The 25,769-nt window shown below is 62.6% G+C and carries 18 protein-coding genes; 5 read left to right on the top strand and 13 right to left on the bottom strand.

Going from position 1 to position 25,769, the window contains the following annotated elements; translation table 11 throughout:
- Positions 1–23 precede the first annotated feature (23 nt).
- The 11 genes from K3177_RS03840 to K3177_RS03790 form a co-directional block, all read right to left on the bottom strand.
- Positions 24–512 (bottom strand): cation diffusion facilitator family transporter, encoded by a 489-nt coding sequence (locus K3177_RS03840; RefSeq protein WP_267900646.1) that lies wholly within the window; start codon positions 510–512, stop codon positions 24–26.
- 15 nt (positions 513–527) lie between these two features.
- On the bottom strand, positions 528–1,157 hold the full coding sequence (locus tag K3177_RS03835) for a cation diffusion facilitator family transporter (protein ID WP_008603820.1): 630 nt from the start codon (positions 1,155–1,157) through the stop codon (positions 528–530).
- Positions 1,154–1,525, bottom strand: a complete 372-nt coding sequence (locus K3177_RS03830) for a SpoIIAA family protein (protein ID WP_123880457.1) — start codon at positions 1,523–1,525, stop codon at positions 1,154–1,156. Before K3177_RS03830 ends, K3177_RS03835 begins: the two co-directional genes overlap by 4 nt.
- Before the next feature lie 22 nt (positions 1,526–1,547).
- Positions 1,548–4,811, bottom strand: coding sequence for an efflux RND transporter permease subunit (locus tag K3177_RS03825; protein ID WP_221597448.1), 3,264 nt, complete (start codon positions 4,809–4,811; stop codon positions 1,548–1,550).
- A gap of 37 nt (positions 4,812–4,848) precedes the next feature.
- A complete protein-coding gene (locus tag K3177_RS03820; protein WP_123880461.1) occupies positions 4,849–5,997 on the bottom strand; it encodes an efflux RND transporter periplasmic adaptor subunit in 1,149 nt (382 codons plus the stop codon).
- 11 nt (positions 5,998–6,008) lie between these two features.
- Positions 6,009–7,262 (bottom strand): TolC family protein, encoded by a 1,254-nt coding sequence (locus K3177_RS03815; protein WP_119595029.1) that lies wholly within the window; start codon positions 7,260–7,262, stop codon positions 6,009–6,011.
- A gap of 63 nt (positions 7,263–7,325) precedes the next feature.
- Entirely contained in the window at positions 7,326–7,700 is a 375-nt protein-coding gene (locus K3177_RS03810; protein ID WP_123880465.1) for a hypothetical protein, read from the bottom strand.
- 123 nt (positions 7,701–7,823) lie between these two features.
- Positions 7,824–8,777 (bottom strand): CDF family Co(II)/Ni(II) efflux transporter DmeF, encoded by a 954-nt coding sequence (dmeF, locus tag K3177_RS03805; RefSeq protein WP_221597120.1) that lies wholly within the window; start codon positions 8,775–8,777, stop codon positions 7,824–7,826.
- Between the two features lie 131 nt (positions 8,778–8,908).
- Positions 8,909–9,847, bottom strand: coding sequence for a DUF2493 domain-containing protein (locus K3177_RS03800; protein ID WP_221597118.1), 939 nt, complete (start codon positions 9,845–9,847; stop codon positions 8,909–8,911).
- Between the two features lie 220 nt (positions 9,848–10,067).
- Positions 10,068–10,508, bottom strand: a complete 441-nt coding sequence (locus K3177_RS03795; protein ID WP_221597116.1) for a hypothetical protein — start codon at positions 10,506–10,508, stop codon at positions 10,068–10,070.
- 11 nt (positions 10,509–10,519) lie between these two features.
- On the bottom strand, positions 10,520–11,449 hold the full coding sequence (locus K3177_RS03790; protein ID WP_221597114.1) for an ArdC family protein: 930 nt from the start codon (positions 11,447–11,449) through the stop codon (positions 10,520–10,522).
- Between the two features lie 423 nt (positions 11,450–11,872).
- Between K3177_RS03790 and K3177_RS03785 the strand changes: the two genes are divergently transcribed.
- From K3177_RS03785 to K3177_RS03765, 5 genes are read left to right on the top strand one after another with little or no spacing between them, the layout of a single operon-like run.
- On the top strand, positions 11,873–13,810 hold the full coding sequence (locus K3177_RS03785; protein ID WP_221597113.1) for an HAD hydrolase family protein: 1,938 nt from the start codon (positions 11,873–11,875) through the stop codon (positions 13,808–13,810).
- Positions 13,807–14,946: a phosphoribosyltransferase-like protein gene (locus K3177_RS03780; RefSeq protein ID WP_221597111.1), complete on the top strand. Its 1,140-nt coding sequence runs from the start codon at positions 13,807–13,809 to the stop codon at positions 14,944–14,946. Before K3177_RS03785 ends, K3177_RS03780 begins: the two co-directional genes overlap by 4 nt.
- A gap of 9 nt (positions 14,947–14,955) precedes the next feature.
- Positions 14,956–16,866: an ORC-CDC6 family AAA ATPase gene (locus tag K3177_RS03775; RefSeq protein ID WP_221597109.1), complete on the top strand. Its 1,911-nt coding sequence runs from the start codon at positions 14,956–14,958 to the stop codon at positions 16,864–16,866.
- Complete coding sequence (locus K3177_RS03770; protein WP_221597107.1) at positions 16,866–17,969, top strand: hypothetical protein; 1,104 nt, start codon at positions 16,866–16,868, stop codon at positions 17,967–17,969. The genes K3177_RS03775 and K3177_RS03770 overlap by 1 nt, the downstream gene beginning before the upstream one ends.
- On the top strand, positions 17,966–19,075 hold the full coding sequence (locus tag K3177_RS03765) for a PfkB family carbohydrate kinase (RefSeq protein ID WP_221597106.1): 1,110 nt from the start codon (positions 17,966–17,968) through the stop codon (positions 19,073–19,075). The genes K3177_RS03770 and K3177_RS03765 overlap by 4 nt, the downstream gene beginning before the upstream one ends.
- Before the next feature lie 322 nt (positions 19,076–19,397).
- Here K3177_RS03765 and K3177_RS03760 read toward each other — a convergent pair whose 3' ends face one another.
- Both K3177_RS03760 and K3177_RS03755 read right to left on the bottom strand, forming a co-directional pair.
- Entirely contained in the window at positions 19,398–21,371 is a 1,974-nt protein-coding gene (locus K3177_RS03760) for a ParB/RepB/Spo0J family partition protein (protein WP_221597105.1), read from the bottom strand.
- Between the two features lie 104 nt (positions 21,372–21,475).
- Positions 21,476–25,723 carry a strawberry notch family protein gene (locus K3177_RS03755; RefSeq protein ID WP_221597104.1) on the bottom strand — a complete coding sequence of 1,416 codons (4,248 nt, stop codon included), beginning with the start codon at positions 25,721–25,723 and terminating at the stop codon, positions 21,476–21,478.
- Positions 25,724–25,769: the final 46 nt, after the last annotated feature.

Here is a 25,769-nt window from a genome sequence, read left to right as displayed (position 1 = left end):
GGCCGACCTGATCGCCGCGCTTGTCAATGGTCGTGATCATGGTCTTGGCATTGGTTCTTTTCGACCTGATGGCCCGGGACCATAACCGGATCACAGTTGGCAGCGAGGCAGGCTTCGAACGTTGCATGGGTGATGGCGTGCCGCGTCTCGAGCATACCGCGAGCCCACGCCTTCACATCCTCGAAAGCCTGCAACGAAGATTCGGCAGGAACGACATGCGCCTCAAGCGCGCGATAATGCTCGCTGATGCTCCAGACTTGGACGTGATGGACGTCGGCCACGCCTTCTGCGTCACGCAGGTCGCTCACAATGCGATCGAACTCGCTTTCGTCCGGCACCGCGCCCATCAAGAGACGCACCGTGCGAGGCAACAAAGTAACGCCCTGCCAGATCACAAAGTCACCAATGACCACCGTGATGGTCAGATCGGCGATATAAAGTTCGTATCGCAGAATGAGCACGCCAGCCACGATCACACCGGCCGAAGCCAGCGCATCGGACACATTGTGCAGGAAGATCGAATAGGGTCAATTCCTCTTCTCGCCGTGTTTGGTTCCCGCATCGTCGTGGCTATCCATGTGAGCGTCGCGCAGAATCTCGATGCCGCCATAGAGAGCGATGCAAGCTACCGCGATGCCCACAACGAGGTCGGGCCAGTTGGTTCCGGTCAGCATCACAATGATGCCGGCGATAATGATCCCGCCATTAGAGATAAAGTCGTTGAAGCTGAAGGTGGTCGCCGCCCGCATATTGACGTCCTTGTTCTCCATCTTCTGCAGCAGGCGCAGGCAATAGAGATTGACCATCCCCGCGATGAACGCCATCGCCATCATCAATATCCCGCCCGGATCGGACCCTTCCACAAACCGTCGGTAAGCATCGAAGATAACCCCAGCAGAGAAGATCAGCAGCATGATGCCGGAGAAACGTGCGGCCCCGCGTTTCCAGGTCCGTGAGCGGGTCAGCGCGAGCAGGCTGAGCGCATAAACGATGGCATCGGATGAATTATCGAGGCCGTTCGCCAACAGCGCATTAGAATCGGCAAAATACCCGACCGCGAAAAAGCCGATCGCGATGGCCACGTTAAGCCACAGGACAACCCACAGGGTCTTGCGCTTTTCAGGCGACCCGACATCGACCTCATGTCCGCCACTCATGCTGCGTCCTCCTCGGTTTGTACCCAGCTTTCCGCATGACTACGCTGTGATGGCCGGAAAAACTTCATTTCGGCGCGGAAGAGTGAGGATGACAATTTCGTGCCCCACTCTTCCCATTCGCTGTCGCCGATTATGGCGATCCGGCCGAAACAATCCTTATGCCGGATGTCGAACTTGAGATCGCGCCAGAGACCTCCGAAGTTCCAACCCGAAAAGTCAGGCGCGAGCTCGATCACCATCGGGACGGTACCGGCCTCGCGCTCTGCGATATGTTCGAATTGGGGAACAAAGCGGTCATAAGCTTCATCCCCCTGCCTGCCTCCGGCACGTATCCAGAGCAGTCCGTTCTTTTCCTTCAGTGCCAGCACCGTATTCTCCTTTCCCGATCGGTCATGTGATGTCCTTCAGCTCGCGCTGCTCATCGCTTGTCACATTGCGCCGCAGCCTGTCCCACCAACGCTGTCGCCAGGTCCGGTCATCTTCTCTGGTCCCGAAAACCAGCTTCAAGATTGCGGGCAAGACGAAAAGGGTCAGCGCGGTGGCGGTGATCAACCCTCCAATGACGACTGTCGCCAAGGGACGTTGCACTTCCGCGCCGGTCCCGGTCGCAATGGCCATCGGCACGAAGCCGAGCGATGCAACGAGCGCGGTCATGAGAACCGGCCTTAGGCGCGCCAATCCACCATCGACGATGGCGTCATCGAGCGCCATGCCCCTGTCGAGCCGCTGACGGATCGCAGTCACCATCACGAGGCCATTCAAGGTCGCCACACCCGACAGGGCGATAAAGCCTACCGCCGCAGATACCGAGAATGGCATCCCGCGTAGAGCCAAGGAGAAAATCCCGCCTGCCAGGGCCAACGGGATCGCGCTGAATACGGCGAGCGCCGGCACCCAGCCCCCAACCGCCATGTAAAGCAGCAAGAGAATGACCGCGAAAGCGATAGGAATGACTATCTGAAGTCTTTCCTGAGCAGCCTGGAGGTTCTGGTATTGACCGCCCCACTCGATAAACGCGGCAGCGGGCAGTTCGACCTGCGCCGCAACCCTTTCCTGGGCCTCTTCTACAAAAGACCCGAGGTCGCGTTCTCGCACGTTGGACGAGACGATCACCAGTCTGCGTCCCTGTTCCCGGCGAACCTCCGCGAGACCATCCACCACACGGAACTCGGCAACCGAGCGTAGCGGTATTGTTGCCCCGTTCGGGAGCAGCACCGGCAAAGCACCCAACTGGTCGAAATCGTCGCGGGTCGCGTCCGACAACCGCACAACCACATCGAAGCGGCGATCGCCTTCGAAAACGAGGCCCGCAGGCCGACCGCCCAGTGCGATCGCCACCGATTGCGCAACGTCTTCGACCTTCAGCCCGTAACGGGCAATCGCTGGCCGATCGAAGGCAATATCGAGGGTGGGGAACCCGGTCACTTGCTGGACCTTGACGTCCGCGGCGCCGTCGACATTGCGCAGCACGCCCGCAACCTCGTTCGCCGCTGAGGTCATGGCGCTGAGATCGTCTCCGTAGATCTTGACGGCAACATCTCCGCGAACGCCTGCGATCAATTCGTTGAACCGCAATTCGATCGGTTGGCTGAACTCGTAAAGGTTGCCGACGAGACTGCTGAGGGCGCTCTCCATTTGCGCGACCAACTCGTCCTTGGCGAGGTCGGGATCGGGCCATTCCTCACGGGGTTTGAGGATCACGTACGCATCGGAAGCGTTCGGCGGCATCGGGTCACTGGCCACTTCCGCCGTGCCCGTCCGCGAAAAGACAAGCTCGACTTGCGGAAATTGCTCGAGCCGGTCCTCTACCCGCCTTTGCATCGCGAGCGAACGTTCGAGCGATGTCGAAGGAATACGCAGCGATTGCACGGCGATGTCGCGCTCGTCCAATTGCGGTGTGAACTCGCTCCCGAGGAAGCTGAACACGAAGGCCGCAAAGGCGAAGATGCCGACGCCGACGCCGATGACCGGCCAGGGGCGGGTGATCGCCCTGCGGACCAGCGGTCCGTATCGCTCCTTGGCGATCCGGATCGGCTTGACCTCCTTTTCGGTCAGCTTTTTGTTGAGCAGGATGGCGATCATTGCCGGGACGAAGGTCAGCGACAACACGAACGCCGAGGCGAGCGCGAGCATGACCGTGATCGCCATGGGTGAAAAGGTTTTGCCTTCGACGCCGGTAAAGGTGAGAAGCGGTGCGAAGACGAGAAGAATGATCGCCTGGCCGTACACGGTTGGCTTGATCATTTCCTGCGCGGCAAGCCGCGTTTCCGTCAACCTCTCACCAAGTGTAAGAAGTCGGCTCTCGTGTTCCTGTCGAGCCGCGAGCCTCGCGACGCTGTTCTCGACGATGATGACGGCACCATCGACGATCAGGCCGAAGTCCAGCGCACCCAGGCTCATGAGATTGCCCGAAACGCCGAGCCGGTTCATTCCGATCGATGCCATCAGCATGGAAAAGGGGATGACCAGCGCCGCGATGATCGCTGCCCGGATGTTGCCCAGCAGCAAGAACAGGATCGCAATGACCAGAAGCGCGCCCTCGACAAGGTTCTTCTCGACGGTCGCGATCGTCGCATCGACCAGGGAAGACCGGTTGTAGACGATCTCCGCGACAATTCCTTCCGGCAGGGAGCTGCGGACTTCCTCAAGCCGTTCGGCCGCCTGGGCCGAAACGGTGCGGCTATTCTCGCCCGCGCGCATGAGCACGGTGCCCACGACCGCTTCATCGCCATTCAGCGACGCCGCGCCAGTTCGAAGGTCACCGCCGATGCTGACCGTGGCGATGTCCCCTACGCGAATAGGCACTCCCTCGCGGGTGGAAACGACCGCCTGCTCGATATCCTCGACGCTGCCGAGGCGCGCATCGACCCGGGCGAGGAGGGCTTCACCGGCCCGTTCGACGAAATTGGCCCCTTCGGCGAGATTGGCCGCTTCCAGCGCGTCGATCACCTCGTCGAACGACAAACCGTAACCGGTCAATCGTGCGGGATCGGGTTGGACGAGATATTGCTTTTCGAAGCCGCCGATGGAGTCGACACCTGCCACACCGTCGACCGACCGCATGAGCGGTGCAACCACCCAGTCCTGAATGGTTCGCAGATAGGCAGCCTTGGCAACATCGCTGTCGAGCCGGTCGCCACGTTCGGTCACGAAGCTCCCGTCGGACTGCCATCCGACCGCTCCGCCCCGCGGCGCTTCCTTGCCGTCAGGATATTCGTACTCGATGGTATACATGAGCACTTCGCCCAAGCCGGTCGAGATGGGTCCCATCACCGGTTCGGCACCCTCGGGCAGCGAAGCGCTTATGGGCGTCAGCCGTTCGTTGACCTGCTGACGCGCGAAATAGATGTCGGTCCCTTCCTCGAAAATCGCGGTCACCTGGCTGAACCCGTTGCGCGATATCGAGCGTGTCATTTCCAGACCCTCGATGCCAGCAAGCCCGGTTTCGACAGGATAGGTGACCTGCGTCTCGACTTGCGAGGGCGAAAGGGCTGGTGCCTCGGTGTTGATCTGCACCTGTACGTTGGTGATATCGGGCACAGCATCGATGGGCAGGCGGAGCAAATTCACCACGCCAAAGATTGCCACACCGAGGGTCAGCACGACCATCGCCCAGCGAAAGCGCACGGCGACGTCGAGGATCATGCCGATCAGGCCATGGCGGTGGGGGCGATCCGCGTCCTGCATGTGATCAGTGTCCATGCTCGGCCTCCTCCTTCTCGAGTTCAGCCTTCAGCAAGAAGGCGTTGGCGGTGGCTATCCGCCAATTTGCTTCGAGACCGGACTCGATGACCACCCGTCCTCCCGAACGCGCACCGGTGACCACTCGACGGGTTTGAAACCCGCGGCGCGTGCGAACGAAGACCACCTCTGCGCCATCGATTGTCTGGACGGCACTTTCCGGCACCGACATGCGGCCGGTATCGACCTCACCCGAGGGGCGGATACGTGCCTGCAAGAACGCACCGGGTTGCAGGCCGGGGATCGGCCTTGCCAGCGACAGGACCGCCGTAGCGCTGCGGCTTTCGGGATCGAGCGAGGGAGTGACGGATCGCACGCGCGCACCCACTTCCCGGTTGTCCGCGATTTCCAGCGTGGCCTCGTCGCCAGGCTGGATGCGGCTTGCTTCAGCCGACGGGAGGGCAACCTCGACCTGCATGCCGCTCGGGTTCACGACCTGGTAGAGTTCTTCTCCGGCCTCGACGAAGGACCCGAGAACGATAGGCGCCGAGGTCACTCGGCCCGCGAGCGGGCTCGTAACCGCGAGGGAGCGCCCGTCGCCGCTAACACCCGCCGCCGAGACTGCCGCTTGGGCACGCGCAAGTTCCGATTGAGCAACCTGCAGATTGGCTCGGGCGGCCTCGAGATCCTGCCGCGCGGTGACATTGGCTTCGAAAAGGCGGCGCTCTCGATCGTAGGCAGCAGACAATTCGTTGACCCGCGCGCCCGCTGCGCTGAGTTGCGCCGCAAGAGCAGCGGCGTCGGCGCTCTCGATGCGGGCAATCGTCTCTCCCTGCCTCACGTAATCACCCAGCGTTTTGCCGACACTGCGGACTACGCCCGCTGCGCGGGCATCGATGCGGGCACTTGCCGTCGGGCTTGCCGCGACGGTGGCCGGAAAGACCAGCTCGACCGCCGATCCCTGACCGACGGTTTCGACCTCTATCTGGGACGCTTCGATTTGTTCGGCGCCAAGCAGGACAAGCCCTTCGGGAAGCTCGGCCTCCTCGCTCGTTTCCTCAATGTGCTGGTCGGCACTGCCACTTGGCCACAGCATAAACACTGCAGCGGCGATTGAAACGATCACGCCGATAAAAACGGCCAGACGTCTACGGTTCATTTGGAAATACCTCATTGTGCGCCGAGCCAGATCAGCGTCGCCGCCAGGCGGCCACGATCTTCCTGGGCTTGAATCAATGCTTCACGGATGGTGTCGCGCGCTTCGGCCGCAGCCAGAACTTCGATCAGCGGAAATCTGCCGTTGCGGTAGCCAATCCGAACGAGGCGCAAGGCTTCCTCGGCTTGGGGCAAGGAGGTCTCCGCGAGGGTCTCGACCCGCGCTTCGGCTGCCAGAAATTGTCCGCGAGCCTGCGTGACTTCGAGTTCGAAATCGGTGCGGGCAATCGCCTCCCGTGCCGTCGCGGCGCGAAGCCGCGCCTCGGCAGCAGCGATGTTTCCTTGGTTGCGATTACTGAACGGAAACGGGATCGAAACGCCTACGAGGAACGCCTGATCTCTGCTTTCCTCGAACCGTCGGACACCGGCGGATATCGCCGGATCCGGAATGCCTAAAGAGCGTTCCCGGGCGATCGCGGCATCTGCAGCCTCGCGTTCGGCACGGGCGATCTGGAGACGTAAGGCCGAAGGCGAGGCGAGCAGCGTTGCCGGAGGTTCGATCTCGGGGAACACCGAAGGCACGTCCGCAGCAGGTGCTGCCTCGCCCCAAAGCGCGGCCAGCGCATTCCTCGCCGCACTGTCGGCAGCCAGGGCCGCTTCAAGCTCCGCGAGCGCCTCCGCAAGTGCCGCTTCGGCACGAAGCGAACGCAAGGGAGGCTCCCGCCCGACATCGACCAGTACCCCTGCGATCCTGGCAAGCTCGCGGTTGCGCTCGACTATGTCCCGCGCGAGTTCCAATCGGGCTGCCGCAGCGACGGCTTCCACATAGCGCTCGCGCACCGATCGCCCGAGCTGAGCAACCGAGAGCGCTCCTGAAAGGGTCGCGACGCGCGCCTCCGCCTGGGCGGCGCGGACGCGCGCTCCTCGTTTGCCGCCCAATTCGAGCCGCTGGCTCAGGGACAAAGTGTACTCGGTGGCCTGCAATCCCGAAAATGCGCCGCTTCCGGCAATGTTTTCGGCTTCGAAAGCAATTTCGGGGTTGGGCCGCAGCCGCGCCTGGTCGACCAGGGCCCGCGCCGCGTCGGCTTCGGCCCGCGGTCCGATCAGGCGCGGATTTTCTGGGGGCTCATCTGCGCTGTCGACGATGCCCGCACGAGCGAGCGCAGCTTCGAGCGTCAGAAGCTCACGCTCCTGCGCCGCCACGGTCGTGGCTTGAGCGGCGAGGAACAGCCCTCCAAGGAGGACCCCTCGCCAATGAATGGCTGACATTTTTCGAAAATTCCTCTGCTGACGATCCGAACTGCGCTGCGGCATGCAGCGCGGTGACGGTCGTCAGGCGCGAGGGGGGCGCTTCAGTCGGTCGGCAATTTCGGAAGCGAGCGCTTCGGCGGGAGGCGCATCGGGAACCACGACCAAGTGAGGGACCGAATTCTTCTGCACGGTGCCGGCAAAGCTCGCCCCGTGATGGCAATGGCCGTGTCCACACACGCCGTGTTGCTCGGCCGGCGCATCCGGATCGCCCGGCACTTCATCGGCGGCTGCGGATGACGCAGACGCGCTATCGAGCGAAGCCAGAACGGGCGTGCTTCCGGGCGCCACTTCGGCACCGCAAGCAGCAGCATCCGCCGCCGTCACGAACACCATCGCGACCAGCATGAGCAGGACGACGAAAGGGTGCAGGACAAGGCGACGATAGCTTGTAGTCATGGATTCCAACGGCTCCTAGCAAACCGCATCAAGATTGCAAGTTCCGTAACACGATGAAGTATAAGTCTTTTGTTACAGTATAACAGTCCTCGAATACTGTTTCGGTCTTTTAGAACGGCGCGATCAGGCCGCGCGAAGCTCGGGATGCGGATGTTCGCAGCGATGAACTTCGATCGTGACGTGCACATATTCTGCATGCTCTGAAAGTCGGCTGGCATAATTGTCGGGCGCGAGCGGATCATCGGCGATGAGCGAGGCGATGACTGCATACTTGCCGGGACCGATCCGCCAGATGTGCAGATCGCCGATCGCGGCGTCCCGGTCTTCGAGCGCCTCGCGCACCTCTGTGTACCGTTCAGAGGCCGCTTCGGCGTCGACAAGCACGGCAGCGGTATCGCGCAGCAGTGACCATGACCAGCGCCCGATCACGAATGCACCCACCAGCCCCATTGCCGCGTCCATCCATGCCCAGCCGAGGTACATGCCGGCGAGAAGGGCCACGATAGCCAGGACGGAGGTCAGGGCATCGGCAAGCACGTGGAAATAGGCGGAGCGCAGATTGTTATCGGCATGCGCATGGTCGTGGTGATGATGATGGTCGTGATCATGCCCATGGTGATGATCGGCACCAAGCAGCCAGGCACTCGCGAGGTTCACCACGAGGCCGAGCACGGCGATCCAGATAGCCTCGGTATAGGCAATCGTGAGCGGACTGACGAACCTTTGAGCCGATTCAACCGCGATCCCGATTGCGAAGATGGCGAGGACAAGCGCGCTCGCGAAGCCGGCGAGGTCGCCCACCTTGCCGGTACCGAATGTGAAACGCGGGTTGTTCGCATGGCGCTTGGCAAACCAGTAGGCGAAGGCCGCGACGCCCAAGGCACCTGCATGGGTCGCCATGTGGATACCATCGGCGAGAAGCGCCATCGATCCGGTCCACAGGCCAGCGACGATTTCGACCACCATCATCGCGGCGGTCAAGGCAACGACATAACGCGTGCGCCGCTCATGGGCGTCGTGCGAGGCGCTCAGGAAGTTGTGATCATGGGCGAGCGGATTGGAGTCGGCGTGATGCATGCGAGGCTGATACCCCGAGATGCCCTTTCCAAGAAATCCCCTCTCCAACCGAAAAGGCAATCGACGACGATTGTCTGTGATGATCGCCGCAGCCAACCGATCATAGAAATGCTGCGGCGACCAACAGACTATTATCCCTTAATCTTGGATCGGAACGTGACGGTCCTGCGATCGACCACGGTGATCCGGCGCGTCTTGGCATCGATCACCAGCCGTTCGGTTACGCCATTGCCCGGAAAGGCGACGACGTAACGCGGATTGAGCGAGAGCATCTGCTCGTTGCGCTTGAACCCGGCGCGGGCACCGAGACGACGATCGAGCGAATAAGTCAGCTGCTGGACTTCGCGGCGCTCGGCCCAACTCGCTGCCAGACGATCGGCACCCTTGCCGTCGCCGCCATGGACCAGGAAGAGATCGGGAACCGCATCGCGAACCTTGTCCAGCGTCGCCCAGATGTTCTCGGCGTAGGCGCGCGCGTCCTCGGCGCTTTCAAAGCTCTGGCGACCACCCGCAAAGACGACTGGAGTTCCTTCAGGGATCAAGGCGTGACGACGGTTCTCAGCGCGTGCGCGTAGAAAATCGCGGGCATCGATCACGGCCGATGTGAAGTGGCGCGAATGGCTCGTGCGCGAGCCCGAAACGGGCTTCCAAGAGGAGCCGGTCTCGTCGCGGTAAAGTGCTGCCGCCGCCTCGCGCATCTGCTCAAAGGCAAGCATGCTGGCTTCGGCAGCCTGCGCGCGCTCAACCTGCTCTTCAAGATTGCTCGAATGCACTTCGGACCCGTCGGCTGATGCGAGGAGGACCCGGATCTCGTCGCTGGCCCGATCAAGTTGAGCCGACTTGCGGCTGGCTGCGCGGTGGAACAGATTGACCATGCCCCAGGCAATATCCTCGGCATCGGCTTCCAGGGCTGTGTCGGAAAACATCGCGAAGAGGTCGGACCATACGGCGCCAAGCGTCTGCTCGATCGCGTCCTCGCAGGGAAAGTCGGTCTCGTTGAAGGGGGCCGGCCTGATGCTCAGGCCTGAGAGATCGAGGCCGCTCAACTGGTCGATGAAGCTGTCGTACATGGGGTGTCTCCTGATCGCGGGGACAAGGAGAGGAGGCACCATTGCCTCGGCCCTGTCCGCCGGAGCCCGATCAGGGCCGGGAAAAGGGGGCGTGACGCACCGCGCAGCGGGAAACCTGCGGCCCTAGGCTGGCGCGGGTAACACGGGCCGACGGGCCGCAGGTTGCGGCGCGCCCCGACCGGCCCAAGGGCCTCTCCCGGCGGAGAGGGATGAGGCAGGATCAGGACCCGGTGTCGCAGGTGGATCGGGAGCGCTCGAAGATTGCTTCGCCATTCGAGAACCGCCCGACCAGGCGCAGTTCACCGAACAGGTCGATGAACCTACCCGATACCTGGCCAAGCCAGTGGCGTGTTCTCCCCGTTCGTGGGTTGTAGAAATCGGCCTCCCAGTACCGGGCATCGTCGCGTTCGGCGAGCCAGATCGCGGCAAGGCCGCAATAGGTCGATATGCCGCAATCGGCGAAAGCGTTGCGCAGGAGAATGCGGTCCTCGCGGCCGCGCCATCCATCGAAGCGCTCGAAAGAAGGAAAGGCCGCCTTCGCGGCATCGATGACCTCGTCGACGAGGCACTCGTAGGCCCAATCGACATCGTCGTCTTCGCCGTCATCAAGCAGGCGAAAGGCGACTACGGAGCCGGTCGGATAGCTGACGGAACGTCCCATCTCATTGCTCCTCAGGCCGCATCGGCGAGATCGACATCGGCCTCGCCTTCCAGGGATTGGTGACCCCCAAGGTCAAGCAACAGGCTGGCCGCTTCCTCGGCCTTGGCAGCAGCGGTCAAGATAGCGCGCTCATCCGATTTGAGGATCTTGAGCCAGGACGCGATGTAGCTGGCGTGATGGTCGAGGTGGGTGACCGGAAGACCCAGTTCGGCCCCGAGGATGGCTGAGGACAGTTCTGCGATCAGTTCTTCCGCAGCATAGGCGTCGCTGCCAAAGCGATTCTTGAGATCGCGGTCGAGCCGCGAAGAATGCCCCGTCCAGTGCGACAGCTCGTGTGCGAGCGTTGCGTAGTAGTGGTCATAGGCTTCGAAGAGTTCGGCTGGCGGCATTGTGACGCGGTCGCGCAGCGGCTCGTAATAGGCCTGCGCACCATGATGCCGCAAGTCGGCGCCGATATGGGCAAAGAAGGCATCAAGGCGGTCTTCGCGTCCTTCGGGCTCAAGCGCGGCAACGAGTGGCTTGGGGTGATAGAACTCAGGGAGGCCGTCGCACTGATCGGCATTGAACACGGCATAGGCCTTGAGCACACGCCGGTTTTCAGTGTCGGCCTCGCCTTCGGCGTTCTCGACCTCCTTGGTATAGCTCTTGTAGAAGATCGCGATGGTCGATTTCTCACCCTTGCGGACCTGGCCGCCGAGCTGCTGACACTGGCGGTACGTCATCCAGTAGGGCGAGGCGTAGCCACAGCCATCGGCCACCATCCACAACCAGAAGGTGTTCATGCCGCGATAAGGCGTCCCGCAGTAGCGCAAGGGCCGGGAGACCGGCACACCTCGCCAAGGCTTGACCCAGGGTTTTGTTCCTTGCTCGAGCTTTTCGATAATGGCGGCGGTAATGCGCTGGGCAGGCGATGTCGAAACAGAGCGGCGGGACTTGGTCATGGGAGATCTCCTGATCGCCGGAACGGAGTTGTCCCGGCTCAGGAAGAGCAAAGCTCCCTCCCCTTTCGTTTAATGGAACGCTAAGCGCCCTCTCGTCGGCCATAGAAGAGATGCCTCTGATCTCCTGAATGCGGTCATCGGATCACTCGGCTCAATCTGTCCAAAATGTTGGACGATCCGGAAAGGCAGGTATTGGGGTGCGACGTGCGAATAGCCGACCTTAGACGCTGCTATCATAAATGGTAGCCACGTGCCCATTCCTGCCGTTCATCACTTTCACCGCAGTTGCTGCTGCGGCCATTGAAACCTGACTTGGGTGCAAGCTCTTAAGGCGAGCCATAATGTATTCGCGAAGCATCTTTTTGTTCTCTTGATGTTCCAGGCATCGTATGGGATGGTCGAAGGTCGAGATTAAGGAGAGTTATGGCGAAGCCATATGCAGCTGAGATGGCGCGGCTTGCGGAGACGTTCGCCTGGGCTGATGACGTGGACATTGGAGCGTTGCGACGCGCCGTGAGAACGGCCGGAGGAATGCCGCTTCGCGCAGTGGGATCTGGTGGTTCTCTTACGGCGGCGCACGCGCTGGCGCAGCTGCATCAATATGTTACACGCCAACTGGGCGTAGTGGCGACCCCGCTAGATGTGACCGAACCAAGCGCAGCGCCGCTCGCGAACTGGTTGTTGAGTGCCGGCGGAAGCAACGTCGACATTTTAGGTGCAGCGCGCCGGCTGGCAAACCAGGAGCCGCGGCAACTCGCCATCCTCTGTGGTCGCTCGGAAAGTCCCTTGTCCGATCTTGCTCGCAGACACCCTTTCGTTGATCTGCTGCTTTTTCCACCGCCAGCGGGTAAGGACGGCTTCCTCGCCACCAATTCCTTGCTGGGCTTTATCGCTGTGCTTGTCCGGGCATATTTGCTTGAACTCGGCACTGCAGAAGAGTGGGAAGCGGTACGTGTCAACATAGCGCCTTTGCTCGACGCTGGGTCCGCTCAGATCGAAAACTGGGCACTAACGACCGAGCATTTGTGGCGGCGTGGCACGACTATTGTCCTTCACGATGCAGACAGCCGGATCGGGGCGATCGACCTCGAGTCCAAGTTCACCGAAGCTGCGGTGGGCAACCTGCAAATCGCGGACTACCGGAACTTCGCACATGGTCGGCATCATTGGCTCGCCAAGCGGGGCGATGCTAGCGCCGTACTCGCGCTTTATTCACCGACTGGAGCTGATCTCGCGGAGCGCACACTTGCACTGCTGCCGCCCGAGATACCCATCGCAAGGCTTGAGCTGCCAGCATCGCCGATGGCGACGATGCTGGCGTCGCTCATCGCGGCGTTGCAGATCACGGGTTGGGCGGGGCGCGCGCGGGGCCTCGATCCGGGACGCCCGGGCGTCCCCGAATTTGGACGCAAGCTCTATCATCTGCCGTTGCCGCGCACCGCGGCGCCCCGCATCGCCAACCTGACCCCCAGGCAAGCCGCGGCAATCCATCGCAAGGCGGGCGCTTCCGCCGCGCAGCTTGCCGATGCGGGCGACCTTGCGCGCTGGCAGGGGGCGTTGGAAGCTTTCCGCCAGCGGCTGTTGGGGCCTGTCTTTCGGGCGATCGCGCTCGACTATGACGGGACGCTGGTCGACACGCGGCATCGGTTCGATGCCGTGTCGCCCGAGGTCAAGAGCCAATTGAGTCGCCTGCTCGGCGCAGGCGTCAAGTTGGCGATCGCCACGGGGCGGGGCGCCTCGGTGCGGCGCGACCTTCAGGCTGCGCTGCCTAAATCATTGTGGGAAAACGTGCTGATCGGCTATTATAATGGCGCCGAAATAGCAGCGTTGGGGGAAGATAATGCGCCGGATGGCAAAGACGAACCGTGCGATGAGCTCGCCGCGTTGGCGCTAGCGCTGCGCGATCAGCCCGAACTGGCGGGCGCCGCGATACAATCGGACCGAAAATACCAGGTCACATTGGAAGCCCGACAAGGACTGTCGGAGTCGCGACTGTGGGATCTGGCGCATGAAGTACTGCTCACGCAGGGAATGCGCAATGTGATCGTCACGCGGTCGAGTCATTCGATCGATATCGTGCCTGAGCATGTGTCCAAGGCCAACGTGCTGGCGGCGATCCGCTCTCGGATCGACGATGGTGCCCTGCTGGCGATTGGCGATCGCGGTCGGTGGCCAGGAAACGACTATGCGCTTTTGCGCGAGCCGTTCGCCCTGAGCGTGGACGAGATCAGCGTCGATCCGAGCACATGCTGGAACCTTGGTCAGCCGGGGCAGCGGGGCCTGCAAGTGACCCTCGAATATCTGGACGCACTTGAGCCGTGTGAAGGCGGTGTCCGCTTCAAGGCGGATGCGCTGCTATGAACCAGGATCTAGGCCTCAAAGTCCTTGCCGAGATCATGCACTGGAGCGACGAGCGCGCCCGGGAGGAATATCGCTGGCTGCGGCTGATGGCGCGGCTGAAATATGACGGCTACCGGGATTTCCAGGCGGGCATGCGGTTTTTCGAGAGTCTCGCCACCTGGCTCCAGCAGTTCGATCGGGCGGAACGCGAGACGGCCTATGCGTTCGTGCGCAGTAGGTTGGTCTATGTCGGGCCCATCGAAATGCAGAAGCTCGTCGAACAGTTCTATCCAAAGACGATGCGGGAACGTCTGGTGTCGACGGTCGCGGCGCAGCGCGGCATTCCCGCCTTTCGGGTGCTAGGCGATGAAGCGGCGCGGAGCGACGTGGATCGCTTGCGCCGCCAGACCCTCGTCATGGGGTTGAGCGACGGCGCACGGATCGACGGCGTTCGCCATAGCAATGTCGGGCTGCTCACCAATGAACAGCTGGTGCTCGCAACACAGCTCGACAAGGAGAAATGGGAAGACCTTCTCGGCAACCTTCGCGAGGATCTGAAGGACGAGCAGGCGCTGTTTCGGCTGGTCTATCTTGTCGACGATTTCGCGGGGACGGGCACATCGTTCTTCCGCTACAACGAGAAGAAGCAGAAGTGGTCGGGGAAGCTCTGGCGCTTCAAGGAATCAATCGAAGGGGCGCGCCAGGTCCTCGGAAGCGACCCGTTCGATCCGAATTGGGAGCTTTGCGTGCATCACTATATCGCCTCTTCGACCGCAGCGCAGGCCATCGGCGAGCGTCAAGAGCTCGCAAAAGATGCGCTGGTCGGCGACGGCTGGGCCAAGGCGGTCCATATTTCGTTCGGCACGGTCCTCCCGACTGACCTGCCCCTGGGCGTCGTTGAAGGGCGTGACGATGCGTTCATCAAACTGACCCAGACATATTACGATCCGATCATTCGCACGAAGCACACGGATGTTGGCGGCGTCGAGCATCTCGGCCTTGGCTATGGCGGCTGTGCGCTCCCGCTCGTGCTGAATCACAATACACCGAATAACGCGGTCGCGTTGCTCTGGGCGGAGACCGCGGGCGGGGACCGTGATGGTGTTGCGGCTCCGGCGATGCGCCCTCTGTTCCGGCGGCGGCAGAGGCATGTTTGAGCGGCGGCCATGATCAATCCCTTCGAGAAGCGCGCCACCGAATATCTTCGCGATGACGAGGCCTTTTTGGCTGTCGTGACGCCCGAACCGCTGTCGACCTTTTTCGAGAAGCCGGCAAAGGATGGGCGGCTCTACGATCGCTTGGCAATGGTGATCGGCACGCCGGGCAGCGGCAAGACGACCCTGGCCCGGCTGTTCCAGTATGCGACGCTGCGCACGCTGCTGCGCAATCGCGGCCTCAACACCTACAAGCCGTTGATCGACACGCTGACGGCGTGCGGGGCGCTGGTCGATGAGCAGCCGGTCCTGCTGGGGGGCAGGCTTCCGCTCGAGGCGGAATATCGCGAATTCTGGGAGTTTCCCTATCCCGACGAGCTCAAGGCAGGGTTGATGATCGCCCTCCTGCAAGCGCGCACGATCCTAGCATGGCTGCGCAACTTGCAGACGGCAGGCGTCGCGCTCGATCAGGTTGAGATCATTCCTCGGGCAGACGCCGATGCGGCGTTGACCGCGATCGGGGGGACGGCCGGTCCCGATCTGCTCCAGCGCGCGCGCGAGGTCGAACTCGCGATCTATCGGATTTCAGCCGCACTCATGCCGCCCGACGTCAAGGATATCGATGACCAGGCGGCGGCGGCCTATCGCCCATTCGACGTCATCGAATCCTTCCGCATTGACGATGGCGAGGATGTGCTGACGCTCCGCCCGTTGATCATCTTCGACGATGCGCACAGCCTCCATCCGGCTCAATTGGCCGCCTTGCAGCGCTGGCTCGCGCGGCGAGAACTTAAAGTTTCGCGCTGGATCCTGACTCGGCTCGACGCGCTCACGCCTGCTGACGTCCTGCTGGATGCCGAACCGCAGGACGGTGAGGAGCCGGGCCTCAAACGTGCCCGGGAAATCACCGATATCTGGATGCAGAGCACCGACGACCGGCTCGGGCAGCGGCGCGCATTCCGCAAGATGGCGCGAGATATGGCTGGCCGCTATTTGAGCCAGATGGAGGTGTTCAATCGCCGCCGGCTGAACAATCTCGGCGATCTGTTGTCGACTACGCCCGAGATCATCGCACAGAGCAAACGGGAACGGTTGGCGGAGCATGTCGACGTGCTTCAGCGCCGTCATAACATCTCTGCCGTCCGCCGGCACGCGCTCGCGCAGGATATTGCCACCTATTTGGAAGGCACGGGCGAGGCCGGCGAGGACATGCAGATGGCAATGCTGTCGGTGCTGTTTGAGCGCTATGCCAAGCGGATACCCCAGCGAGGCCTGTTCGATCAGCCGGAGGAGGATGTCGAGCCGAACCGCCCGCTGACGGTTGATGCCTCGATCGCGGAAGGTGCCCGCATTCATCTCCTCCATCGCTATGATCGGCCTTATTATTTCGGGATCGATGCGCTCTGCGATGCTAGTTCGGAGAATGCCGAGCAGTTTCTGCAACTGGCTGCCCGCCTGGTCTCCCAGTCGGAGACCCAGCTCATTCGCGCCAAGGCGCCGACGCTGCGCAGCGGGATGCAGCACAAGCTGCTGCGCGAACGCGCCAGCGAGATGGTGCGGGAATGGGACTTCCCGCAGCAGCAGTTGGTCAGGCGTCTGTCGGATGGGATCGCTCGGGAATGCGTTACCAAGAGCCTGGAAGGCAATGCGTCGCTGGGGGGTGGGGCGACTGCCTTCGGAATTCCGCAAGACGAGTTCGACTCGATCCCGACGAGCCATCCCGATCTCGCGCGCGTTTTGCAGTTCGGCGTGGCCTATAACGCCTTTGTGCTCGTGCCGGATCATGGCACGAAGAAGCGCAAATGGTGTCTCATCGAGCTGGGCGGCGTGTTGCTGCTCCATCATGGCCTGACTCTCAAGCGGGGCGGGTTTCTCGAGCGGCGCGCCGACGATCTGGTTCGGCTTCTGGATGAGGTCCCCTGATGGCCGGCCGATGGGATCCCTGCGTCTCGCATCGCGGCGCCGAGATTGACGGCTTCGTGGACGATTATTTCGCCCGCCCCGAACGTCGCATCCTGCTGGTGGGCGGAGCTGGCTTTGATCCTCGTTCTACGACCGTGGCGCGGCGGCTCGCCAACACCGAAGGCCAAATCCGGGGGTTGTTTTTTCAGGAAGAGCGCCCGAAGCCGACGCAGACGCTGATCGACCGCGCTACCACGAATGGCGACGTGCTACGGGCGGCAATTCCGGCGCATGAGATGGCATCGGTGAACATCTTCGGGAGCGACGGCGCGGTAGTGGGCGGCCGGAATGCGGTCGCGCTGATCGGTCGGCAGGATTTCGCGGAGACGACCGATGTCGTCGTCGATATCAGCGCGCTTTCGGTCGGCACGGCGTTCCCGATCATCCGCTATCTGGTCGAACGGTCGGTGCGGGCACCGGCCGAGTTCAATCTTCACCTGTTCGTGACACATGACCCGGCCCTCGACGGCGCGATCACGTCGGTATCGAGTGATGCGCCGGGCTTCGTGCATGGCTTTCGCGGCGGATCGACCCTCGACGGCTCGGCCGGCGCCGCGAAGCTCTGGCTGCCGCAACTCGCATCCGGGCGGGCCGGCGCGCTCGGACGGCTGCATTCCTTCGTCGACCCGCACGATACCTGCCCGATCCTGCCGTTTCCGACGATCGATCCGCGGGCCGGCGATCGCTTGGCCGAGGAGTTTCTGACCGAGTTCGAGAGCGGGTGGTCGGTAGATACGCGCAATATTGTCTATGCGGACGAGTCGGATCCGCTCGATCTCTATCGAACGATCCTGCGTCTTGATGACCTGCGAAAGCCGGTCTTTGCGGAGGTCGGAGGATCGCTGATGATCCTTTCACCGCTCGGAAGCAAGGTCATGGCGCTTGGTGCCTTGATGGCGGCACTCGAGCGTGATTTGCCTGTCGCCTATCTGGAGGCGATCGGCTACGCGTTCGATGGGCCGGCCGCCAACGAGGAGGCGGCCGACATGATTCATATTTGGTTGGAAGGGGATGTCTATCCGCAGCCTCGACCGGCACTTCATAATGAGGGGGTAGCGGCGTGAACACAGCCGAAGGCGAAAAGCCGCGCGCATTTGGGACCGGCCTGATCGCACTCGATCTGGTCATGAGCGCGAATCCGAACCTGCCGGTCCAGGCTTGGGCGGGCGGGACTTGCGGGAACGTTCTATCAATCCTCGCCTACCTTGGGTGGGAGAGCTACCCAATCGCCCGCATGAACGGTGACCCTGCCTCCGAGCGGGTCAGGGCTGACATGAGCCGCTGGGGCGTGAAGCTGGATTTTGCCGGTTGTGAGCCAACCAGTCATACGCCCATCATCATCCAGGAGATATGTCGAGGGCGCGATGGATCACCAACACACCGCTTTTCCTGGGCTTGTCCACGCTGCGGCCAGTGGTTGCCGAGTTTCAAGCCGGTCACACGCCAGGCCGTCGATGCCGTCGGCGACGGGGTCAACGGCGCCCAAGTTTTCTTCATGGATCGGCTTTCGCGCGCGGCGCTGACCTTGGCAGCGCGAGCGGCAGACGCGGGCGCGATCGTCATGTTCGAGCCGTCTGGCAAATCCGATCCCAAGCTCTTTGCCGAGGCGTTGCAGCTCGCCCACATCGTGAAATATGCCGATCAGCGCTTGAGCGAGGCTGGCGGCGCGATGACCGGTGATAGTGCCACGATTCTTGAAATCCAGACGATGGGCATTGAAGGGCTGCGTTATCGCCATCGTCTTTCAAATCTGTCCGATTGGACGCATTTGCCGGCGGTCAACGCGCCGCAGTTTTTAGACAGCTGCGGGTCCGGTGATTGGTGTTCGGCCGGTCTATTGTCGAAGATCGCCGGAGCGGGCCTTTCAGGATTGAAATCGACGAGCATCGAGAGTCTGACAAATGCTCTACGCTATGGCCAAGCACTCGCGGCGTGGAACTGCGCCTTTGAAGGCGCGCGGGGCGGAATGTACGCGGTCGAGCGCGACCTTTTCGACGATCTGATTCGGCAGATTCTCGATGGGCGCCTTGGAGGCCCAATCCCGGGACCGAAAGCGATGGTCGAAGAAGCCGTCAGCTGTCCTGCTTGCCCGCCAGCGAAGCGCGATCGTGCCGGAAGGCCCCGCAGTTTGCCATCGCGTAGAAAAATGGTGCGTCGAAATGTAGCTTGAGCGTCTCACGCAGATATCAGTCCATTAGAGATGCGCGTAACCCTGAATTCACTCCGTTCCCAATCATGAACGCCTTTAGGCCGCCCGTCAGCTACGGCCCGTTACCGCTTTTGGCTGGGCATGAACGTTGGGCAGGTTTCGACGGACTAATCTGAGCCAGCGAACGGCAGCAATGTCGGCGACTGCTGACACGCTTCCTCAGCACTAGGAATGTGGCATTCAGAAGTATCGTGTCGGACGCCGCAATGGAAAAACACGAAAAGGCGGCCCGTCCCAAATGGGACGGACCGCCTACCGAGTGACTTGGACCTGTCAGGAGGGGTCAGGCGGCCTGCTCGGCAATTTCGTCAGCTTCTTCGGCGTTGACCGCCTCGTCTCCTTCGGGGCCGGTCAATTGGACTTCCTCGGCACTGGCGAAACGCATGATCGAAGGCACCCAGGCCAGCGCCCGTTCCTTGATATCTGCCTCGCCGATGAAGTTGCCCGAGAAAATGCGCTCAGCAGCGCTCGCCAGCTCTGCTTTCTTCGAGGCGGCATAGCGACTGACCAGTTCTGGACCACCAGCGGCATCGAGCGCTTCAAGCGTGCGGGCCTTGGCCACCCGGTCGAAGTAGTTGTTCGCAGTGGGACGCCACCAATGCGCTGCCTCGATTTCGAGGAGGGAGCCGAGCGCCTCGTGCAGCGGCACCGAGCGTTCGCCTTCGCAGGCGAGACTGGCAACGAGTGTGCGCGAAACGACATGGCCAAGCCACGCAGAGCGCGCCTCGTCGGAAAGCGCCCGGAACCTTGCAAACCGTTCCACGTCGCTTTCGCCAGCGCGCCAGCTTTCATCGAGCGACACGGCAAACTCGGCCAGAGCAGCGCTTGCTGGCGCATCTTTGGCCTCAAACCCTGTGACCGGGCCGGAGGCGACCGATCCGACCAGCGTCGATGCTTTTTTGGCGCGCCAGTCGTGCCCATCGGCATCGGCGAGCGTGAAGACCATGAAGTCAAGCGCCAGTGCGGGATCGTTCGCGAGATGGATGGCCAGGATGTCGCGGCGCTGCATTGCGAGCTCGTCGAGAAGACGCTGCGACAGCGCGCTCCCCTTGGTCTTCACCGCTCCGCTTTCCTCGATGGTCTCGACCACACCTTCGTCGGCGACGACTTCGGTCTCGGTGTAAAACTGCGGGACCAGTGTCGGCTCGCCATTGCGCGAGAGGACGAGGAAGGCACCGGCCTCCTGTTTCAGTTCGTCGGCGAGTACCGGCGGCCGGTCGTTGAGCGCGCGCATGGCGCGGTCGATGACGACGAGTTCCTGTTCGGCCTTGGCGACCTCGTCCTCTGCGCTGTCCTCGTCTTCGAGCACGGCGGCGACGCGGTCGTAGTCGGCCTCGAGCTCGCCGAGCTCCTGCGCTTCCTGCTCGGTCATCGGTGCAGGTTCGCATGGCAGACGGCCGAGACCTTCAACAAGGTCATGGCTGACATAGTTGCCAAGGGTCGGCCGAACCCAGGCAAGGCCATATTCGAGCGCGGCTTTTTCTGCGGCTTCGTCCATGGCCTTGTGTGCGAGGTTTTCGAGCAGGGCGATATCGATCCAGCTCTCGCTGGCATCATCGTCGAACAGTTCGCGCTCGATCCGGCCACCTGCGGCGATATATGCATCGCGTCCCACGAGAACAGCGCGCGGATCGGAACCGCGCACCGTGGCATCGAGCACCATGCGGCGGATCGTGTCAGGCGTGATCTGGTACCAGGCGTCCTGCAGCTCGGCATAGACATGCGCCTGGCGCTCCACGTCGGAAATCGCGCCATAGGCCTTGGCCATGTCGAGCGTGATCGCACCTTCGGCGAGCGCTTCGAAGACGCAAGGCGCGAGAGAGGCCAGGCGCAGACGTCCTTCGACGAAACGGACAGTGAGACCGAAGCGGCGCGCCACGTCTTCGGTCGTAGCCCCCGCATCGATGATAGAAGCGAAGGCCTGCGCCTCGTCGGCGGGGTTCATCGCCAGACGCTGGAAGTTCTCGGCAAGGCTGGCCTCACGCACATCGCTTTCCTCGCCTTCGATGACGAGGCAAGTGACCTCATGGCTTTCGGGCAAGGTGCCCTCTTCGGCCAGCGCCTGCAGCGCGGCGAGACGGCGACCGCCGGCCTCGACCTCGAACTTGCCGCGCTTTCCTTTGCGTACGACGAGGTTTTGCAGCAGGCCTCGCGCAGCAATGTCTGCACGCAGCTGGAGGTCGGCGAGCACATCGCTCGACTTGCGAACGTTGCGCGGGCTCGGAACGAGCTTCTTCAGGGGGATCGACTGAATCATGGGTGTTCTCCTGATGGAATGAAGGCGCAGGTGAGGATCACAAGGCCCACAAGCCCAAAGGGCTCCCTCCACTCTCATTCTGAGAATGAGGTCTGCCCGAGGGATCAGGCGGCAAGCGCGTGGAGGACCGACGAGGCTGCGGAGACTGGCACGAATAGCCGCGTGCGGTAGCGGATGATTTCGGTGAAGCAGCCCTTGTTCTTGTACCAGTCGAGCCGGTCGGGCGAGAACCCGGTCAGTTCAAGGCGCTGTTCGCCTCCGACCAGCGAGCGTTTCACGGTCAGGGCATCGTGGCTTGCGAGGCCCAGCGGCTTGCCGCTGGCGATGACGAGCTCACCGATCTGCTCTGCGGCTGGTCCGGTAACTCCGGAAAGTCCAAAGGTCTCGGCGATTGCAGCGAGATCGATATCGAGCACTTCGCGGCCAATGATCGACTGGCCGTTCTCGGCAACGAGCCGGGTGACCCGAACATGATCGCCGGGCAGTCGCTTCCAGACCGGAAGCAGCAGTCCGGTGGCAAGATGGACGCGCTCGGTCACAGGTGAAGCGGCGGCCTCCTCTTCCTCGGTTCGCCAGGCGCTGGTAAATGCGGTAACGCCAATATCTTCCCAATGGCTTTCACCGAGTGCCTCAAGCGTCCAGTTTGCGGACTTGAGCGGTCGCAGCAGGCGTCGGCGTTCGATCACGGCCCCGTCGTCGGCGATGAGGCGCCGGGCAGGAACCGACAGTGCGACCTTGCCCGAGCGCGCATTGCGCATCGGGATCGCGTGCGGGCTGCCAATCTCGTGCATCCGCACCAGGCGTTGCAAACTTAGAGGCCGAAGGTGCCTCGTCACTTCTAGCGAGACGAGGCGGGTCTCGGCTCCGGTCACGGGGTCGGTGCGCAGGAGCTCATCGGCGAGGACCGTGAAGTGATCGACCCTGACGGTCTCCAGTCCCTGATCGAGCGTGCCAGCTTCGCGCGCCGCTTCGATCCGCGCTTCGACGAGGCCGAGATACTCATCGAAGATCGCGTTCTGAAGCGCGATCGGTAGCGCGAGAATGCGGTTGAGCCAGCGCTGGATGGTGGGGAGATTGTCGGTCAGCCCGCCATCGGGGCTTTCAAGCCGGAGGCCGGTGCGCTCGACGAAGTTACCGAAGCTCGTGGCTTCGAGCTTGCCGTCATAGAGCAGTTGGAACCAGCGGCTGAGCGCATCGCGCGCATAGTCGCTTTCGAGATTGTCGGCCGGGTCGAACAGGTTCTGACCGCCGGTCTGGCGCTGGCCGCGCGTCAGCGCGCCCAATGCGTCGAGCCTGCGGGCAATGGTCGAGATGAACCGACGTTCGCCCTTCACGTCGGTGGTTACCGGGCTGAACAGCGGGGCCGAGGCCTGGTTGGTGCGGTTCGTACGACCAAGCCCCTGGATGGCGTTGTCGGCGCGCCAGCCCGGCTCGAGCAGGAAATGGACCCGGCGTTGCTGATTCCGACAGCCGAGGTCGGCATGATAGGAACGCCCCGTACCGCCGGCATCCGAGAAGACCAGGATGCGCTTGGTCCCTTCCATGAAGCTTTGCGCTTCGGCGACATTCGCACTGGGGCTCCGGCGTTCGAGGCGCTGCTGACCATCGCGGCCCAGGACCAGCCTGCGGGTCCGGCCCGTGACCTCGGCCACCGCCTCGGTCCCGAAGTGCTCGATGATCGCATCGAGCGCTGTGGCGATAGGCGGCAGCGCACAGAGCTGTTCGATCAGTGCATCGCGCGCGGCGATAGCACGCGAGCAGAAAACGGGATTGCCCTCCTCGTCGCTCATTGCCTCGGAGCGAAGATTGCCGTCCTCGTCGGCGAAGACCTGCATCAATCGTACCGGGAAGCTCTTCGTAAGGTAGTCGATGACGTATTCACGCGGTGAGAGATCGATATCGAGCGCTTCGCGTTCTTCCACGGTAAGGTCGGCAAGGCGTCGGTCGAGCATGGCCTCTGCGGTCGAGACCAGCTGCACGACAACCGAATGATCCTCGCCAAGCGCCGCTTCCATTGCAGGGATCAGGCTAGGCAATTTCATCGAGAGCAGGAGCTGGGCAAAGAAGCGCTGCTTGGTACCTTCGAAGATTGAGAGCGCCGCAGCCTTGGCGTTGCGATTGAGTGTATCGCCGCTGTCCTCGTCGACCACGCGGGTTGCTTCGAGCGCAGCTTCGAGGTTGCGGTGAATGATTGCCCAGGCCTCGGCATAGGCATCGTATATCCGCACCTGTGCATCGGTCAGGCTGTGCTCGAGGATTTCGTACTCGACCCCGGCGAAGGACAGCGCACGGGCAACGTAGAGTCCCTGGGCCTTGAGGTCGCGGGCGACGAGCTCCATCGCCGCGACGCCGCCAGCGCGGATCTCGGTCATGAACGCCTCGTGGGTCGGAAAGGCGGTCTCGGGTCCCCAGAGACCAAGCCGTGAGGTGTAACCGAGGTTGGCGATATCCGAAGCGCCAGTGGCAGACGCGTAGAGCACGCGGGCGCGCGGCAGATGGTTCTGCAGCCTCAGACCCGCCATGCCCTGTTCGGAGCCCTTGACCTTGCCGCGGGTTGATGAGCCCCCGAGCGCATTGGCCATGGCGTGGGCTTCGTCGAAAGCGATCACGCCGTCGAAATCCTCGCCCGCCCAGGCAAGGATCTGGTCGAGCCGCGTATCCTCGGCGCGCCCCGAGCGCAGCGTCGGGTAGGTGACGAAGAGGATGCCTTCGGACATCGTTACGGAGTGGCCAAGTTTCCAGCGCGAGAGCGGCTGGAGATCGAGCGGCAGCCCGCCAAGCGCTTCCCAGTCGCGGCGCGCATCTTCGAGCAGCGCCTCGTTCTTTGTGATCCAGATATGGCGACGCTCGCCGGCGAGCCAGCGGTCCATGATGACCGCGGCGATCTGTCGTCCCTTGCCCGCTCCGGTTCCGTCGCCAAGGAAGAAGCCCTGGCGGTATTCGTGACCATCTTCGGACAGTTCCAGCGCGGTGCCTTCCTGGCTGACCTTGAACCGGCCCGGAAGATCGCGCGCGAATGCCTGGGCAGCGTAGACCAGTGTCTCGCACTGCGCTTCGGACAGAAGGCCATCGGCCCGCCAATTTGCGGGAAGGCGCGGGCTAACATCCGGCTGGGGCGCCGCGACCGAACCCATGGCGACCGATTCCACGAGCGGGGTAGGATGGACCGGCGCATCCTCGAACGCGATGCGACTGGGCCGGTAAGGCAGGTAAATTCCGGTCTGTTCAGGCACCGGCGCGGGGTCGGCGAGAACCGAATAGGCAAGGTCAATCGCATTCGCCGTGGCTGCTGGTGTCGCGGCGAACGGCGCCACCGGCCGAACCAGCGCGCTTTGGGTCGAAGTCTTGCAAACGAGGCGCACTGGCTTGCCGAGCGGCAGGCGATGGATGTTGGCGGAGGTCTGTACGCGTGGCGGAAGCGCAGTGATAAGCTCGTGGAGCAAGATGAGGTCGACAGTATCTCCGATGATCGCAGGCGAGGACGCAGTCTGCGTCTTGTCGATGACGACCAAGCGAACGGCGATACCAGTCCCGGTGCGGCGGAACACCTGCTGCAAGCGCACATCGAGCAACAGCGATGCTTCGCCCTGCGCTTTGGCGAACGTGGAAGCATCGAAGCCATCGGGCATGATGCCGACAATCCTCGCGGCTCCGGCAGTGGCCCGGATCGCGCTGCGCAGGTGGCGCTGCGCCGTCTCGCCGTCCTTGCCGCGTTCCCGGCTGCGGGCGAATGGCGGGTTCATCAACACGGCCGATGGAACCGGGCCGCGAAGTAGGTCGGCGATCAGTTCCCCGTCATGCGCGGTGGTCGCGGTCGAAGGAAAGATGTGGCCCAGGTTGTCTCGTCTCGCCGGATCAATCTCGTTGAGGATTAACGAGGCGTTCTGGAGCCAACCCCAGAGAGCAAGGGCACCATTGCCGGCGGAGGGTTCGAGCAGCGTGTCACGCGCGGAGAGAGCCGCAGCCTTCGCCATCAGCCAGGCCAGCATCGGCGGGGTCGAGAACTGCTGGAGCTCGACCTGTGCTTCGCTGCGCACGTGCCGTGGCGGCAAGGCTGCTTTGAGCCAGTCGAACCGCGCTTCGGCTTCGTGCACGTTCGTCGCCAGATCGATCCGTGAGGACTCTCGCAGCCAGAGCAGTGCGCCGATCTCGACCGCGTTGTTGTGGTCATCGATGGTCCAGGCGCTTCCCCAGTCCATGACGCCGGTTTCCTCGGCGAACAGGCCGGCGATATCGGCGCGGGAAAGGTGACGTCCCGAAGCGAGAAACTCGGCAATCCTGGCGCCGACGGCGTAAGCCAATGGCACTGACGACTGTTGCTCGCCGGCGGGAAACAGGTCTGACTGAAACATGGCAATTCGTCCTCCTGATGAGGGCATCGGGACACGCCCTCTGCCG

This window comes from Qipengyuania pacifica, assembly GCF_019711555.1.
GTDB classification, from domain to species: domain Bacteria; phylum Pseudomonadota; class Alphaproteobacteria; order Sphingomonadales; family Sphingomonadaceae; genus Qipengyuania; species Qipengyuania pacifica.
Note: the sequence above shows the minus strand (reverse complement) of the source record. Positions and strands in the feature narration are given on the sequence as shown.

Coding starts and splice junctions, on each gene's coding strand:
- K3177_RS03835 (WP_008603820.1), bottom strand. CDS start 1,157: ATGAGTGGCGGACATGAGGTCGATGTCGGGTCGCCTGAAAAGCGCAAG.
- K3177_RS03820 (WP_123880461.1), bottom strand. CDS start 5,997: ATGAACCGTAGACGTCTGGCCGTTTTTATCGGCGTGATCGTTTCAATC.
- K3177_RS03815 (WP_119595029.1), bottom strand. CDS start 7,262: ATGTCAGCCATTCATTGGCGAGGGGTCCTCCTTGGAGGGCTGTTCCTC.
- K3177_RS03810 (WP_123880465.1), bottom strand. CDS start 7,700: ATGACTACAAGCTATCGTCGCCTTGTCCTGCACCCTTTCGTCGTCCTG.
- dmeF (WP_221597120.1), bottom strand. CDS start 8,777: ATGCATCACGCCGACTCCAATCCGCTCGCCCATGATCACAACTTCCTG.
- K3177_RS03800 (WP_221597118.1), bottom strand. CDS start 9,847: ATGTACGACAGCTTCATCGACCAGTTGAGCGGCCTCGATCTCTCAGGC.
- K3177_RS03795 (WP_221597116.1), bottom strand. CDS start 10,508: ATGGGACGTTCCGTCAGCTATCCGACCGGCTCCGTAGTCGCCTTTCGC.
- K3177_RS03790 (WP_221597114.1), bottom strand. CDS start 11,449: ATGACCAAGTCCCGCCGCTCTGTTTCGACATCGCCTGCCCAGCGCATT.
- K3177_RS03785 (WP_221597113.1), top strand. CDS start 11,873: ATGGCGAAGCCATATGCAGCTGAGATGGCGCGGCTTGCGGAGACGTTC.
- K3177_RS03780 (WP_221597111.1), top strand. CDS start 13,807: ATGAACCAGGATCTAGGCCTCAAAGTCCTTGCCGAGATCATGCACTGG.
- K3177_RS03775 (WP_221597109.1), top strand. CDS start 14,956: ATGATCAATCCCTTCGAGAAGCGCGCCACCGAATATCTTCGCGATGAC.
- K3177_RS03770 (WP_221597107.1), top strand. CDS start 16,866: ATGGCCGGCCGATGGGATCCCTGCGTCTCGCATCGCGGCGCCGAGATT.
- K3177_RS03760 (WP_221597105.1), bottom strand. CDS start 21,371: ATGATTCAGTCGATCCCCCTGAAGAAGCTCGTTCCGAGCCCGCGCAAC.
- K3177_RS03755 (WP_221597104.1), bottom strand. CDS start 25,723: ATGTTTCAGTCAGACCTGTTTCCCGCCGGCGAGCAACAGTCGTCAGTG.